General features: G+C 34.8%; 11 protein-coding genes and 1 pseudogene. 4 read left to right on the top strand and 8 right to left on the bottom strand.

From position 1 onward, the window contains the following. Nucleotides 1–19 precede the first annotated feature (19 nt). A complete protein-coding gene (locus tag CWS20_RS08185) occupies nt 20–1,054 on the bottom strand; it encodes a vWA domain-containing protein (protein ID WP_066188715.1) in 1,035 nt (344 codons plus the stop codon). Here CWS20_RS08185 and CWS20_RS08180 point away from each other — a divergent pair. Next, nucleotides 1,024–1,419: a hypothetical protein gene (locus CWS20_RS08180; RefSeq protein WP_142385370.1), complete on the top strand. Its 396-nt coding sequence runs from the start codon at nt 1,024–1,026 to the stop codon at nt 1,417–1,419. The genes CWS20_RS08185 and CWS20_RS08180 overlap by 31 nt on opposite strands. 235 nt (nt 1,420–1,654) lie before the next feature. Here CWS20_RS08180 and CWS20_RS08175 read toward each other — a convergent pair whose 3' ends face one another. Next, the gene (locus CWS20_RS08175) at nt 1,655–2,242 is read right to left on the bottom strand and encodes an NAD(P)H-dependent oxidoreductase (protein ID WP_066188709.1); all 588 of its coding nucleotides are present in this window, start codon (nt 2,240–2,242) and stop codon (nt 1,655–1,657) included. Nucleotides 2,243–2,358: 116 nt separating this feature from the next. Here CWS20_RS08175 and CWS20_RS08170 point away from each other — a divergent pair, with 116 nt between their 5' ends. Next, nucleotides 2,359–2,790, top strand: a complete 432-nt coding sequence (locus CWS20_RS08170) for a MarR family winged helix-turn-helix transcriptional regulator (protein WP_066188706.1) — start codon at nt 2,359–2,361, stop codon at nt 2,788–2,790. A 586-nt stretch (nt 2,791–3,376) separates the two neighbouring features. After that, nucleotides 3,377–4,315 (top strand): DUF1672 family protein, encoded by a 939-nt coding sequence (locus CWS20_RS08165; RefSeq protein ID WP_066188703.1) that lies wholly within the window; start codon nt 3,377–3,379, stop codon nt 4,313–4,315. Nucleotides 4,316–4,419: 104 nt separating this feature from the next. Here the strand turns inward: CWS20_RS08165 and CWS20_RS08160 are convergent. Next, nucleotides 4,420–4,728 (bottom strand): annotated as a pseudogene (locus CWS20_RS08160) (SPASM domain-containing protein); the annotation flags it as partial. A gap of 245 nt (nt 4,729–4,973) precedes the next feature. On the opposite strand from CWS20_RS08160, the gene rluF reads away from it, so the two are divergent. Next, nucleotides 4,974–5,681 carry a 23S rRNA pseudouridine(2604) synthase RluF gene (gene rluF, locus CWS20_RS08155; protein WP_066188700.1) on the top strand — a complete coding sequence of 236 codons (708 nt, stop codon included), beginning with the start codon at nt 4,974–4,976 and terminating at the stop codon, nt 5,679–5,681. Nucleotides 5,682–6,333: 652 nt separating this feature from the next. Here rluF and CWS20_RS08150 read toward each other — a convergent pair. The 5 genes from CWS20_RS08150 to CWS20_RS08130 all read right to left on the bottom strand — a co-directional run bounded on the left by CWS20_RS08150 (nt 6,334) and on the right by CWS20_RS08130 (nt 15,935). Next, nucleotides 6,334–8,916, bottom strand: coding sequence for a S8 family peptidase (locus tag CWS20_RS08150; protein ID WP_066188697.1), 2,583 nt, complete (start codon nt 8,914–8,916; stop codon nt 6,334–6,336). After that, a complete protein-coding gene (locus CWS20_RS08145; RefSeq protein WP_066188695.1) occupies nt 8,867–9,901 on the bottom strand; it encodes an AAA family ATPase in 1,035 nt (344 codons plus the stop codon). Before CWS20_RS08145 ends, CWS20_RS08150 begins: the two co-directional genes overlap by 50 nt. Before the next feature lie 743 nt (nt 9,902–10,644). Further along, nucleotides 10,645–12,021: a HEPN domain-containing protein gene (locus CWS20_RS08140; protein ID WP_066188690.1), complete on the bottom strand. Its 1,377-nt coding sequence runs from the start codon at nt 12,019–12,021 to the stop codon at nt 10,645–10,647. A gap of 25 nt (nt 12,022–12,046) precedes the next feature. After that, nucleotides 12,047–13,027 (bottom strand): restriction endonuclease, encoded by a 981-nt coding sequence (locus CWS20_RS08135; RefSeq protein WP_066188688.1) that lies wholly within the window; start codon nt 13,025–13,027, stop codon nt 12,047–12,049. 16 nt (nt 13,028–13,043) lie between these two features. Beyond that, nucleotides 13,044–15,935, bottom strand: a complete 2,892-nt coding sequence (locus CWS20_RS08130) for a helicase-related protein (protein WP_241504154.1) — start codon at nt 15,933–15,935, stop codon at nt 13,044–13,046. Between the last annotated feature and the right edge of the window lie 236 nt (nt 15,936–16,171).

Genomic DNA, 16,171 nt, shown 5'->3' with positions numbered 1-16,171 from the left:
ACCTTAACATATGATCGTTTTATTTCAGCAAGCCGTGCGCCTTTGCTGCGGAAAGCCAGACTGGAAACTCATGAAGAAGGCGATTATATAATTCCTCATCATCAATTTGATCTAAATCATCCAATGAGATAAAGCCAGCATTATCAATGAATCTACCTGGCAATGTATCCAGCTTTTGCAGAATGCCATACTTCGCATTGCCAATGCCGACAAACTGCCAGAAGAGATTTTGTTTTGACGAGTCTATTAATATATTTGAAATCTTTTTATCTTCGAAGATCCCGCCATCACTGAAAAATATCACATAAGTCGGCATATCATCACGCGGCTCTTCTTTTGTATATTTTTTAATGACATCGTGCATCACCGCAGGCTCATTATTGCCGACGCCAAGCCCGCCGAACATTTTTGGCCTTGGATACGTACGCTGAATATAATCTTCAAAATCATGCTCCCTCACACTGGCAGCTCTCATAAACTTTGAAGCAAAGAACCAAACATCCAGCTCCCCATTATCATCCATACAAGCAGCCACAGCAAGCACACGCTCAAAAGCCCGCTGAACCGTCCCTTTCGAATACAAACCTGCCATAGAGCCAGAAGCATCGAAAACAACCGCCACACGCGCCTTTACCTGCTGGATTTTCTTCTTTTCTAGTGAAATAGCCACCTTTTTCTTCAGCAAATCAATCTTTGTCAGCGAGATTTTCTGCACAGGCCTCTCTGCTTCAGGCTGTGGTTTGGCTTGTTGCGAAGATGAGGATTCTTCCTCCTCCACCTCCACACCAAACGACTCAGCCAATGGCTTCAAGCCACCATTAAACCCTCTTCCAATTGCCCGAAACTTAAACTTTGACTGATATCGGTAAACCTCAGCAAGAACAAGCGCCCTTTCTTCAGCAGCATCATTTACTTCATAATGAACTTCCCCCTGATCGCTTTTTACGATAATCGTTAACCCTTGAACTGAGCTGAAAGTCGTATCTCCTTCCAGCGTTGCAGTAAACGAGCATTTTTCGATAGATGAAAACCAGCAAAAAAATACGGAATTCAATTGCCTTTTTTCTATTATTAATCATTGGAATGATCCTAATTAACTTATGGGCTAGTCCTAAAGGCGCCATCTCACTTCATAAGAAAATGTCTAATTCAGATGATTATCAGGAATTAGAAAAGCTATTTTACAAGGATAGCAGGCAAGACCTCTCTCAAGAAGAATATGAGGAAATTCATATGGTTTTAAAGGATATTCCTGAAAAACTTAACGAGGTTTCAATCTTTGAATATGCTGATAAATGGTTAATTGTTAATAAAGCTCCCGATGGCAGTAATAAAATATTAAGTATTGAGGTATTAGATAAAGAAGATGGAGACTTGATTGAAAAAATATTGGATAGTGGTGTGAAAAAGGAATTTTAGATAAAAATTGGATAATAATTCCTTTCGCAATTTCAGCTTCATTAAATCCCCTACATTTAGTAATAATAAATCTGAATTGATTGAATTACTCCTGATTTAGTCGGCTGTTCATAAAGAAAGGTAAAATGCCCAACTTAAATTGGACACGATAAAAAACTATCATTAAACTTGAAAGTTTTTATTATAGGTACTCCATATTGGCTCCCTGTAATTACCGAATGAATTCTCGATAATCCTAGTGTTCTAGTTTATTAATATAATTATAAATCTTTTCTAGTTTTTTCATTTGTTTTCCTTTTGGACTTTCCATATTCCCAAATTCAAAGAACTTCACTTTCTTTATTCCCACAAAATTAAATAATGCTCTTTTCATTAGAATTTTATGGGCATTATACAACCATAGAAATGGATAATGAGTAGGACCCTTCATGGTAGATATACATATTACCGACTTTCCTTTCAGCAGCCCTTCCGGGAAAAGTCCCTTCTTATCTCTATAAGCAAAATTGGAAGCAAATAATTGATCTATATATCCCAAAAGCATTGCGGGAGGTCTTCCCCACCAAATAGGATAGATAAAAACAATCTTGTCAGCCCATGTAATTTGTTGTCTATATTTTTCAATATTAGGATCAGTATGCATATCACGTCTTCGTTTTTGCTCGTTAAACAATAAAAGTGGGTTAAATTCCTCCTCATATAAATCTAAGACCTGTAACTCTTTAATCCTCTGATTTTGTTTACTGCCTTTAATAACGTTTTGTAAAAAGGCATAATTTAAACTATTATGATTGGGATATGTATAAATAATTAACATTTTCATACGGCACCTCTTAATTATCATTTGATAACTAAATTGTATCATCATTAAATTTAATTATCAAATGATAATTGTATTTTGATAACCACTTTGTTATCTTGTCCTTAAGGAGTGAGAGCATGGACAAAAACGAACTTTTTAACAAACTCGTATCATTTACCTCTTCCGTTCATCGTGTAACAAATGAATTAACAAAAAATACAAAGTCAAATTCAATTTCGCAGGTTCAATATAACATTCTTGAATTTATTGCAGTTAGTCAACCTGTGACTCCTAGTGAAATTAACGATTGTCTGAGCATGTCTATGTCCAATACTAGTCGTGAGCTGAGCAAATTAAGTGAGAAAAAATTAATTAAAAAGGTAAATGATAGCAAAGATCGACGAAAACAATACATTCATCTATCGAAAGACGGGGAAGTAATAATGAAAGAAGCATTTGCTACTATTGAAACCCGTTTTCTAAATCGTATACAACATGCTTCTAAAGAAGATTTAGAAGAGATTGAACGCGCAATCGATACTCTTCAGGAGAAATTATTTCATCCTTAAGCATAAGGTTGACTATTAACAGCTTCATCGATTGAGTGAAAATACAATGTCAATTTACTTTCAATCGATGAAGCTCATTATTTTTTATAATCGTTGTTTAATATCTATTTCACTTTACTAAAAATGAGCTCATCTCTCTGTGAAAAGTGCTCTTTAAATAATTTTTCAATTCTTGCTCTTGCTTTTTTATTTTTTCAATAAAGTGGTCAAGTCTACATTCAATAATATTTCAAATTCTATCTGTAAACTTTATCATTTCAACGTCTTCTCCCGTTTTATTTCCACTATGATTCCACTTAGATTGACAAAATATAATTCGTTATTATCCCCATCAAAATATATAGCAGCTATACCATTGTCATGATATCCATCTGAAATTGCATTCGCAGCAATTTCAGGTGATATACCCATAAGGTTATCAGTCCATTTCTTATCAATTTTACCTTCAACTGATAAAGTCCCTACCTGACTTTCCTCCTATTTTTGCATAAAAAGGGTAATTTTTCACCTTCAGAACTGTAAAGATATAACATTATCCGCTACAATAAATGATATAGCACAGTCCTTTAGGGAGGAAATACAAACTATGTATATTAAAACAAAAATTTTGCTCTGCAGTGTTGGGATCTCAATGATGCTTGGAGGATGTTCGGATATGAATAGTACAAATACCAATAATGATAGTAAAAAAACAAAAGAAACCCAGGCTGCATCTGGAGAAATGATGGTGAGCGTTCAGGATTACACAGGTGAAGGTTATGCTCTTCCATACGGAAAAGAAACCGATCAAATTGCTGAAGCAAACCGAGATCAGATCGAAGAAGCAACTATAAAGTTTTTTAAGGAAAACTACAAAACCGATGTTTATGTGCATAATATAGTCGGTGCCCGTGATGGGGCTACGATTTTTGTTGAATCCAAAGGGGAGCTACAATTCTATACTTATGCAGTTGTACCGATTGATGAACTAGGAAAGAAAGTGATGATAGATAAAATTTGGGCAGACGAATTCCAGGTGGAAAATGCCATTAAAGGCGGATTATATCACATGATCTTTAGTGAAGAGTTCAAGAAGCTCGATAATTACCTTGAGTCGCTTGCAGCGAAAGGGCAAGTTACTGGCAAAACAAAAGAAGCCCTCCAAAATGCTGGTGGGCATGGATATATGACTCCATATTACTTTATAGCTTTAACAAGTAAAGAAGAGGCTATTAAACCAGTTTATGACCTTTATATTAGTAATCCTGATGAAAATACAGAAAATTTGCGGAATGCCTATGAAGAGGGTTTGTTTATTCCTGAAAATTTCAAAGTTAATATTCAATTATTTATGGCCGATAAGCAGGCAAAACCAAGCAAAGAAATCTTTAAGCAAGTCACAAAAGAACTAGAAGAAATGAACTCAATACCTAAAGGCACCTACAGCTTTTCTCTCAATGATAACTTCATTGATAAACAGAGTTCTGAAGGGGCTAAAGATAATTCTTTAAAACGCGGTTTCCCGGATTACATTATCAAGGAATAAAGCAGGTGAATATATGGAGACACTAAAGGATTTACTAAATATTAATACAGATATAGCAGCAATAAAGTAATGAGTTGGTATGACTCTATCAAACTTACTAAATCCTAGTCATTTGCCTTTCTACATAGTTCCTCCACTGCCACTCTTCGTGAAAAACCATCTTCAAGGTTCTTTGCTCTATCCATCTCGATAATATCAGAAAATGAATGTTCATTATCATTAATATTTCCAAGGTGGATAACTCCCTCACCATCTAGACAACAAGGAATAACTGTTCCATTTGCTAAAATACCTGCTTGATTTTTGCATGCCATAACAGAAGTCCTTCCATCATCTTCTTCATATAACGCAGGCCATTGAATCTCGTAATCTTAATTGATGAAGATCCGGTCCGTAATTTTCACGCCACGACCTTCTCTTAGATTTTATAATCTAAATGGAATATTTATCCTTGTACTGTTTAGATAATAGTAGAAGACCATCATAGAATCTTCTCCAATAGTCTTCACATGTTAGCGAACGCAAAACGAAAATACTCCTCATTCAATTTCCCACAAACTTTTATCCGTTATATCTATATAAGTGTTTGTGATTCACCCATAATATAAAGTATAGTTAATATCTAATAAAACAATCCTCTGATTAAGGATGTGACAACATGCGTATTAATAAATATATTAGTGAATCTGGAAAAGCATCTAGACGAGGTGCTGATAAATTAATTACCGATGGGAGAGTTACTATTAATGGAAAACGTGTAACTATAGGTAGCCAAGTTGAACCTGGGGATGACGTTCGAGTAGATGGAAATCCCATTCGAGTAGCAAGGAATAATGTCTATATTGCCTTAAATAAACCTGTAGGCATTACTAGTACAACCGAAAAAGGTGTAAAAGGAAACATTGTTGATTTGGTCAACCATCCATTAAGAATTTTCAATATTGGGCGCCTGGATAAAGATTCAGAGGGTTTAATACTTCTTACGAACGATGGTGACATAGTTAACAAAATTCTGCGTTCTGAAAATAAGCACGAAAAAGAATATATCGTTTCAGTAGATAAGCCAATTACTCCTGAATTCTTGAAGAAGATGTCAGAGGGTGTCAAAATATTAGGTACAAAAACACTTCCTTGTAAAATAGATCAATTATCAAAATTCGATTTTCAAATCATATTAACACAAGGGCTAAATCGCCAAATTCGCCGCATGTGCGCTGAATGTGGATACGAAGTTTACCGATTGCAAAGAACCCGAATCATGAATATTCATTTAGACAAACTTCCTCCTGGACAATGGAGGGATTTATCCAAGAAAGAGCGCACTCAATTATTTAGAGAATTAAATTATGAGCCAAAAGAATGGTAAAAATTATGGAACGTTTAGTGTTGGTAGAATGATGATTGGGTTAATGTCCATTTAGAGGGCAATCTCATTATTATTAAATTTTAGTGCTTCTTTCTTGGAAAGAAGCACTGAGGAGGATAGGTATAAGGGTTATTTATATTTTTGAATTACTTATGGTAGGGTTCACCGTACCGGTTTATAGGGTAAACTAATATTATTTCCTGAATTAAAAAGACGAGGTACAACCACTAAATTGTCTATAACGGTCTACCTCGTCTTATTATTGTTCTATAATGTCCCTATTTTTGTCCCTATTTTATGGGGAATCATTATACTTTGTTCTGGCTCCTCGTCCTACAAGCATAATAGAAATAAATGTATAGAAATGTATAATTAAATGTGGGAAATGACATTTTGTTTATACCTACCAATTCATTAAACAGCATTAAATGTATGCTAAATACCAGAGTAATGTATATTTACAATGTATAGTTATTCATCAAGAACAAATTTCGCCCTTAGTTAAGGGTAGGACATGTTCATCTGTTTTAACTAGAGAATGTGATACAAGAGATCCTTCTCCATAATTCTCTAAGCATCATTCTTGGATTTAATCTTTATGAAACCTGAAGTAAGAATTCATGTTCAGACAACTCTTTCTTAATTTTTTATCTTATCGAGCTTGAACATTAACCATAGTCCTTAGCTTTTCTCTAATTTCATTATATATTGGAATATCAATTCCCTCCGCTACTTCTAAAGTCACCGCAAGTGTATAAGGAATTTCTATATCCCCAAGTCCTCCTGCATCCTCTCTGCAACTAACCTTAATCCCTAAAGATGCATCTTCTAAGAATGGTGCTGCCCTATCTCCTTCTAAGATTTCATGTTGAACTGTCCCCCTTTGCACTGCCTGCCAATCTGCTTCTAGCCTATTTACCAGGAGGTCATCCCCAGGAGGATTGAACCAAAGTTGAGCTTGTCTATACTTTAGATTATTCGCATTGATAGGAGTAAACCAAGATAAGGAAACTGTTAATCTCCTTTTTACACTTTTACTACTTAAGCTAGGAGGTAATGGTACATTAAAGATTTGCCCTTCATCTTTCTTTATTTTACTAAATCCCAATAACGTTATACGTTGATCCGTACAATTTAATACTCTTGAACCATCTACAAAACCATAACCTAAATATCTTGGAACATTTTTATCTTTAAAAGTCCTATCCTCTGGATTTCTTAAAGTTTCTTCCAATAAAGAATATGCCTGTCCCCAACTAGCTCCATGAACGAGTAATGTTTTAAGCATAAGTGTCATATATTCATCAGTTAGGTTCGTTCCTATCTCATTGTTTTCCCTTAATTTTTCAAGCATCATGTATGTTTTTGCTGTCATTCGTGTTGCTAGAGCATTTGCATTACTTGTTCCTCTTGTGTAAATTGTTTCTGTTAATTTACCCTGTTTACCGGGAAATGCAACCCTTTGACCCGGCGCATTAGTGTTATTTAGAATATCAAACTTGGCACTTCCTTCGTCACCTAAAACATTTTCAACGTATAACTGTCTTCCTCCAGGAAATAATAGATCTGGTTTTATAGAATTTCTGTATCCTAGTCCCACTCTACTAATCGGGCTTACCAATTTTGAATGTTTCATTAAGTCAACTCTTCTACCCAAAGTCTCTATTGTTGATTCATCTGTATGACTAGCCCCTATAGTTATTGAATTCATCGATTCAGATGGTGAAAGAATTCTACGATCTAAGATATTATTTGATATGTTCTCCAGTACCTTTTTTTCAACAATAGGATCATCTTTGTATTGTTGAAATTCATCTCTAGCAATATCTAAAGTCATACTACCTGTATAATTTCCCGTACTTATTAGAAAAAGGACATTATATTTATAAGACAAGTAATCTAATAATCTAGCCCAAGGACTCATTTGTAAATCAAAAGGACGGGATAAATCACCTATGGATATATTAATAACTTTAACATTTGGTGCCGCTGGAGGTTCAGTACCGTCCCCTTCAAAAATTCTTTTGACTGCTCTATGTATTAAATCAACAAGCAACACGTCCTCGGGAATATGTTCTGATTTATTCATCCAGTCATTCGGATTAGGACGCATTATTGGCCTTATATAAATTGGCCAAGGAATCGGTGATTCGTTACTATCTAATTCTCCATGAATTATTAAAGATGCCATTGACGTGCCATGAATTCTTTCATTTGCTTGATAATATTCTTCGTAACCATCGGGATCATCTATAATTAATCTATCTTTTAGTAAAGAATGATTTTGCAAAGGTAATCCATCCAATAAAGCAATTATTGGATCTCTTTGAACAACTTCTGTTTCCTCAATTTTTTCAAGTTCAATTATTTCATCTGAATCGTCGGGAGAAATAACAATAGACTGTCCAACCGGTCTAAAATACATAATAGAATCTGCTTTAACCAAAGATACATCTGGTTTATTTTGAATGTCTTCAAATATTCCTATTGGTGCCTCTACAAGAAGTGCATGATAAGCAATCTCTTCAATTACACTTTCAGTAATGATCCTACCACTTTCCCTTGAAATTAAGTCTCTAATAGCCGCTGAAACCTGCTGCCTCTTTGTTTGATTACTTCTATACCATAATTCAACTTCGAATCTAATTATTTCTTCATTTTCTTTTAATCTATATTCCCAATCTTCCAATAACCCCGTATTAAAAAATCTGTCCTCGACATCCCAGAGTCTTATATCTTTTAACTGTGAAAATAAATCTCTGAATTTAGTATATCCCCTTACGAAAGCCTCTCCATTTCTGTACCTGTCCCACAAAGACTTAAGTTCCCTTAAAGCCTGTTGATCTGACATTATTAGAAACAATCGGCCACTTAGTTCTTTATCTTCATTTCTTTCTCCATCCTTAATTTCATAAAAATCATCATCTGGGCTAATATATTCTTGAAGCTCAATAAGCCATTCTAGTCCATCAATTTTATTTACTGCTTTAACAAAATCTTCAATCGTACCGACTGTTTCAAATACCAATGCATGTTCTGGAGTAACGCCAGTTAAACTGTCCCTAAAAGACGCATTTTGTCGGGCTATTGCACTTTCTAATCGTTGAAACTTGGGAGTTATTCTATTAATCTGCTGATTTCTTGGTGGATAATGAACATTTCCCCCTCCTCCATTTCTCCGCGCTCTATCTGCCGTCGTTGGAGTCGGAAGCATTAGTAGTGGTTTCTCTTCCATTATTTTCACCTCTCAGATCTGAATGCACATATTGGTTTCTTAAATTTTTTAAAGTGCTTCTAACAATTTCTTTTGTATTTGCATTTGGTAGTGATAACACATACCTTCTTCTAATATCTAATCCAAAGTCATTTAAATTAGAAAAACTCATGCCTTCTAAATTATCGATTAATGTTCTTCTTGTATATTCTAATGGCATATCATAATCTATTTCATATTTATCTAACCATTGATTAATCTGTTTCTTAGTAGGATGAGCTAATTCTAATTTCACTTGAAACCTTCTCCACACAGCCCTATCAAGTAATTCTGGATGATTTGTTGCTGTTATTACAACTACATGGCTTGGTAAACGGTCTATCTGTAATAGTAAAGAACTTACAACCCGTTTTATTTCTCCAGTTTCTTGAGAATCACCTCTTTCCTTACCAATAGCATCAAATTCGTCAAAAAACAACACACATTTTCTAGACCTTACATACTCAAACAATTCATTTAGCTTATTCGATGTTTCACCCAAAAAGCTATCGATCACGCCTTCATACCTAACAGTGATGAACGGTACCATTAGTTCATTAGCTATTGCTTCTGCTAGTGAAGTCTTACCATTCCCTGGAGGCCCAGCTAACATAATTCTGTGTCTAGGTTCCAAGTTATAAGACCTAAGTAAATCACTACGAAAATGTTCTTCAATAAGTTCATTACAGGATTCCAAAATATAAGAGTCTAATATTAAGTCATGTAACCTTGTTTGAGGGTTGGTCTCATAAAATAACTTTTTTTGAGTTGTTGTTATTGTATTACTGAAATGTGTGTTATTTTTTGTTGCCTTTTGATTAATAATCTCGTGTAGCCTATCAGCTAAAACATTATGATTTTTACTTCTTTCTTCAGCAATAATAGCTTCTACGGTTTTATTAAAAAGCTTCATATTACCTATTGATCCAGCCTCAACAAGTTTTAACATGAGATCCGCTCTTGCCATTAAAAATCACCTCCAATCAACCATTCTAAATTTCATGATAAAAATATCGACGATTACAAATACATGAGATACCTATTTCTGTTGGTATAAATATCCTGTTACAAATATGGTCTGATCCTAAACCCCAATAATTAAGGAACTGCCTCCATTTTAGCTTGTATTTATTTCATTTGCTTAATCTTACTATCGATGTATTCTTCCTCTTCTATTGTTAAATAGTATTTCTTATAAAGCTGCTTGTCTATACTATCGCTTGATACAAACCAATCAAAGGAACTATTACTTCCGAAATCCACATGGGAATAAATCTATACGTTTTCTGTGTAGTATCTTGCTTGCTTTTACTAAGCTATGCAGATATCTAGCAAATTTAGTTTAGTTTTATTTAGCTAAGTTTTGAGCAGAAACTTTATTTAAATTTAAATCAGTACCTATTACAATGTAAGTTTCTGTACAAATTGTGTTAGGTTCTCCAATAATAGTATTTAAGTTGTCATCAATAAATTCAGTTCAAATATTATTGCACGGCTAGTGGAAACTTTCCATCTATCCACCCATTCAGTTCGTGTTATAACACTATCCCTTCACGGAATTTATCTAATCCTTTTCCTCCAACATACCAACGACTTGGTATAATCATAAGAAGTGCGGGGATGGTTAATTTGCTTCGGCTAGGGAAAGTTGCAAACCGTTCCCTGTTGCTCTATTGAATGATTATTTAACATTTCCAAGTAAATCATATTTCACTTCTCATTAATATTGCATGTATGGATTACTTCAATTAATTCAGTAGGAGTCTGCCTACTGTCAAAGTAATCAGCCAATAAACTGAACCAAGATTCTTTTGCATTGAAACTACTATGTTTCTTATTTTCTATTGCATATTGAATATAATAATCAACCTTGCTGATTAAAATCGCAATAATCTTTATAAAAACTTCTAAGTCTGTTTTACCTTTAGCTCTATTCTCAAACGGATCAATCTCATTTCTATAAAAATAATCATCAATATAATCTAATCCATCATGGACAAATTCATTTCTTGATTTACATACTTCATCGATTGCACTAGCCTGATCTATCCCTTCTATGGTAACTAAATGTTCTAACAAAAAGGTCAATTTCTTTTTCCTGGTATGTTTATCTTCATTTTTCTTTAAAAGCATTACTTCTGCTGCAATATTGATGTATAATACAGTATCAGATTCACTATCTAATGACTTGGATCCTTTACCAAAGTTTATTGCCTTCATAAAAAATTTTATTGCTCTTAGAAATCTTCCCTTTAATTCATTAGCGTCGTTAGTTTCCTGAGACCATCTATATAGATTTATAAATCGCTCTTTATGCCCCCTACTTTTTAGCCAATCAAGATCAAAACTACACTTATAACTAAAATTAATTGGTATATGTATCCAATTTTTTTCTCCATGAATTGCAATATGACCATTTAATTTATCATAATCAGTAGATTTCCCATTTTCTATAAACTGCCTAAATACAAGTGAAATATTGGTATTTTCATAATTAGGGTATATGTATGCTCTATACATAACGTTTAATAAACTAACAGCATAAAAAGCACAATCAGAAGCAATACGGCTAACACTTGAATATTGATGGCGGATTTTTATCGCAATTATCGGGTGTGATAAAAATATGGGCGATCTTGATCGTCTCGTGTGTTCAAATCTTGAATCCAATTCCTGAATAGGAATGTTGGTAATCTGTTCTAGTTGATTTAGTTTATTCTCCTTGTCGCCTCCAATGATATAGATACTTTCATCCAAACAAATCGTATCATTTAAAGTTGCATTCACTAGCGGGAAAACTACCCAATAATCATTCATATTAATTTCTAAGTTCTTTTTTAACAAATTAAGAACACTCAGTGCATCATCTAGTTCAAACATATTCTTATCTTTAAAGTTAAGCCATTTAAAAATATCGATAAGCCAACCTTCTGTATCCTCTATATCAATAATTTCAGAGAACTCATTATGTCGAGCAATTGTAGTAATTACCTTCCATGTTTCCTTGTCCTCTAATCCACAATTCCAATTCTCTCTATTGAAATTGTACCTTAACAGAAATAAAACCTTTTTTGCTAACCTTTCCATCTTTAACCTACCTTCAATATTTTAATCATTCAGGCACATACATCTTCTGCAATGGCAATAATGCTCTAACATCACTCGGCATATTTTCGTACCATTTCATAACTAAATCAACTAGTTCTTCTAAATCTACCAATCTAACTGAATTATGTTTAGCTACCACTACAGCTTGTGATGTAAATCCACCCGTTGAAACAAATAGACTATTAGCATCAATTGGATTAGCACCCAATAACTGTTGAATATCAGGTGCGCTTGCTGAGGATTTCCGATGTTTTACTTGTACCTTTATAATGGGCTTTTCAAATCCAAAAGCATCTTTATATGCTAAAACATCAACACCTCCATCTGGGCCCTTAGGACTCACTTGAACATTATATTCCATTGCACGCAGAAGCCCTCCAACTAGTTCTTGCATTTGCCATGGATCAAGCTTGTCCACTTTATCTTGTACCATTACCGTGGCTTTACCAACCAGGTCTTCAATAATTTCATCCTCTTCAACTTCATCTGATGGTTCAGGATTTGAAAATGGATGTTCTAATAAATTTTCAATTTCATTTCCCCAATCATCTACTCGAAATACCGTTAAAACTGATCCTAGACTATTTTTGGCAGCTTGTGATAAAGAATCCCTTTCAACCGTAATTTCTTCCCAGTCCACCATAATGTTATTAGGATAAGCAGGATCGCCTACAGATACGTCATAAAAGTGCGGTTCTAAAACAGACCCAACCATGTATTCCCGTTTTTCCTTATTATAAGTAATTACTCGATCACCTTTTTTAATTTCTCTACTGAACCGCCATACTTGGTTAACCCAACTGCTCCTAGATCTAGGTTTACTTTCAGTAAAAACTGTATTAGCTTTTACAGTCATCTCATCTTTAATTCTATATTGCTTTGGATTCTCAAGTTTTGGCCATCCAATAGAAGCAATACCTTTGTCCTTCCAAATTGGGATTAGTTCATTATTATCTCCCGCACGAATCATCCACCATCTCTTCATTGTCTATTCCCCCTCATTAAACAAACATCAAACCTTGATCTAATTGATGCTCTGTTATTTGTTTTTCTTTTACCTCATACACAAATACACGACTTTTAATCGCCTGATAATCTTCCCCTACCAACTGCTGTTTAAACTGATGTATGTCGTCCGAAACCACTATTAATCGACTCTCGCCATCTGCTTCTTCGCTAATGAAATCAACTAACCCAAGTGTTTGCTGTACTCTTACGTTCAATCTACCTTGGTTTAGTTCATGTGCTTCAATCATTGATAAATAGTCCTCTGGTATTACACGGCCACAATCGGTGCCATTTAGTTCGATTTTAAATTGTGCTATCCTTTTTATTGGCTTCAATTGAATGGATCGTTGACGATCAATTTCTGTTAACCGTTCTTTACTCCTATCTTCCATTTCATCTAATTGCGAGTAAGTTTGATTAATTAAAGCACTGTTTTTACCCTCTACATTTTCTTCTTGGTACTTCTTCAACCGTTCTTGCAAGGTTTCCATTTGATCCTCAAATGACTTTCTCAAGAAAACCCTTTTTCGACTGGCATAATCTTCACGCTTGCGTTGTATTGACTTTAATAGTTTCCTAGCATGTTTAATCACGTGTCGCTTAATATCCTGTTCTTCTATGTTATACGTATTTGTAACATACAACGATTCATTAAAAAGTATATAGGGTGAAATTTGTATAAACTCACCGTTTGCCCGTTTACCAGTTAACATTAACTTTTGCTCAAGTTCACGGCCATTACCGTCCACAATTGTCACTTGATTTAGTTCAACTGTCATAGATTCTGGAACCGATGCCTTCACTTCATAGAGTGGAAGCACGGCTTGCTGCATCTCTTTAGCAGTTAGTTTCATCACTAAGTTAAACAACGGATTATCATTTTCAATCGTTGGTATTGAATCCGACAATTTCGATGTGGATAAAGCAAATCGAATAGAATCATCAAAGTTGAACATCAATTTCTGATCCCGTGCAAAATCACGAATCCGCTTGGGAAAACGGTCAATACGGACAGTTTTGTGATCTGCAGAAATATTCAACCTCGTTCTTGTATTTTTTAATCCATCAACTACAAAGTGCCCGTATAAACGATTAGGAATGCTGTTTATCGAAACTTCTTCAAATGAACGCTTGACCCCAGGTAAATCAAAATTATCATCTAATCGCTCACTCTGAGCCAGTTCTAATAGCCGTTTGTGTTCTTCCGATAATGTCTTTTCCATGTTTGCAATTATCTGGTCTAAATCTTCACGACCTGTAATTGCCTTCTCCATAACCGAAGATAAATCTGCTTGGCGATCCTCAAGAACTTCACCTATAAAATCATAAACAAGGTCTTGTCCAAGGTCTTCACGCATTTGTTCCATCTTAGTGAGTAACCGTATTAATACGTCACCTTCACGTGTATTTGTGGCAACAAGATTAAATACAAATACTTCATTTTTCTGTCCGATGCGGTGAATACGTCCCATCCGTTGTTCCAAACGATTTGGATTCCACGGAATATCATAATTGACCATTTGGTTACAGAATTGGAGGTTAATTGATTCCCCACCAGCATCTGTGGCAATCATGATTTGCAAATCATTTCGAAACTTCTCAACCTCTTCTTGACGTCTATCCATAGAAAAGTCACCAACAATTTTGGCTATCTCTGGTACGTATGCTTTCAATTTCTTCTCTAGATAATTAAGTGTGTCTTTAGATTCAGTAAAAATTAAAATCTTCTCACCTTGCGCCAACAAGCCATTAGCACCAAATAGTGTCTTTTCAAGTTCAAGATACTTACGCTCATTTTGGTTCTGCCTGATGACATTTGCCTTACGAATTAGTTGATCTAGCATTTCAATTTCTACTTGTAACTCATCTAAATCTAGTTCTTCATATTCACCCTCAGCATATTCTTCGAGCAATTCCTGTTCTTCAAGAGAACTATCTTCATATTCTTCGTAATCCAATATCATCTGTTTTACTTTTTGCCCTGTTTCTAATGCTTTCTGCAGTCGTTCTTTCCGACGTACAAGTGATAAATATATCGCTTCAACGGATGAACTTAATCGACGTTGTAATATCATCATTGCAAAAGCAACATTTGGTTTATTATTCTGTTTTGCACGGTTAAAGTGATGTCTTACATATTCTGTGACAGCTTCGTACAAATCAAATTCCGCTGGACTCAAGTCAAACCCTAACGTTTTAGTTGTACGTTTCGGGAATAGGGGGGTTCCATCAAAGTTAACCATTTTTTCCTTTAATCGACGGATAACATATGGATTACTTTTCTCTAGAATTGAATCACTTTTATTAAGTTGCGAGAAGATGTCGTGATCGATCAAACTCATCAAATGACGGAAATTTTCTTTATCCCCTTTGTGAGGTGTTGCTGTCAATAGAAGAGCATGCTCAGTATGTCTCAACAAATTTTCACCTAGTTGGAACATCTTTGTCCGCTTCACTTTGCGTTTCTTTTGACCAACTGTATATGCAGCCATTTTATGAGCCTCATCGACTATGACTAAATCAAACTGAGAGTTAATAATCATGTTTTTAATATCTTCTCTAGACGCCCAGTACATCGATGCAATGACCCGCTGATGCATATCGAAAGGATTGAGTTCACCTGAAGCATCCAAATAAGAACGTGTAATGATTAAGAAGTCTTCATTGAACTTTTCCTTTAATTCCATTTGCCATTGTTTTAACACAAGGGGAGGGACTAAAATCAACGTTTTCCGGATCATATTTCGTGCTTTTAATTCACGGATGAGCATCCCGGACATAATCGTTTTACCCGCACCTGGGTCATCCGCTAATAAGTATCGTACTTGGGGTGCTTGTAGCATTTTGCTATAAACCGCTTCAATTTGGTGGGGCAAAGGAATCATGTTCTTATTTCCACGGGCCCGAGAATGTGAATATTCTTTCTCTGTTCGTAACACATGATATTGTAAGTAATGTTGAAATCTATCTCTCAATTGATCTGAAGCATCTTCATCGGAATAATGTTTAACTTCCAGTAATTGATGTTTCTCAAGATAATTTTCGAAGAATTGATTAGACTCTCGTCCAACCGCTTCCACTAAATATAAATCATCATCAATGCTTTCAACATGCTTGATTT

It is taken from the genome of Cytobacillus horneckiae, assembly GCF_002835735.1.
GTDB classification, from domain to species: Bacteria; Bacillota; Bacilli; order Bacillales; family Cytobacillaceae; genus Cytobacillus; species Cytobacillus horneckiae.
The sequence above is the reverse complement of the archived record's forward strand: the minus strand, read 5'-3'. Positions and strand labels throughout refer to the sequence as shown.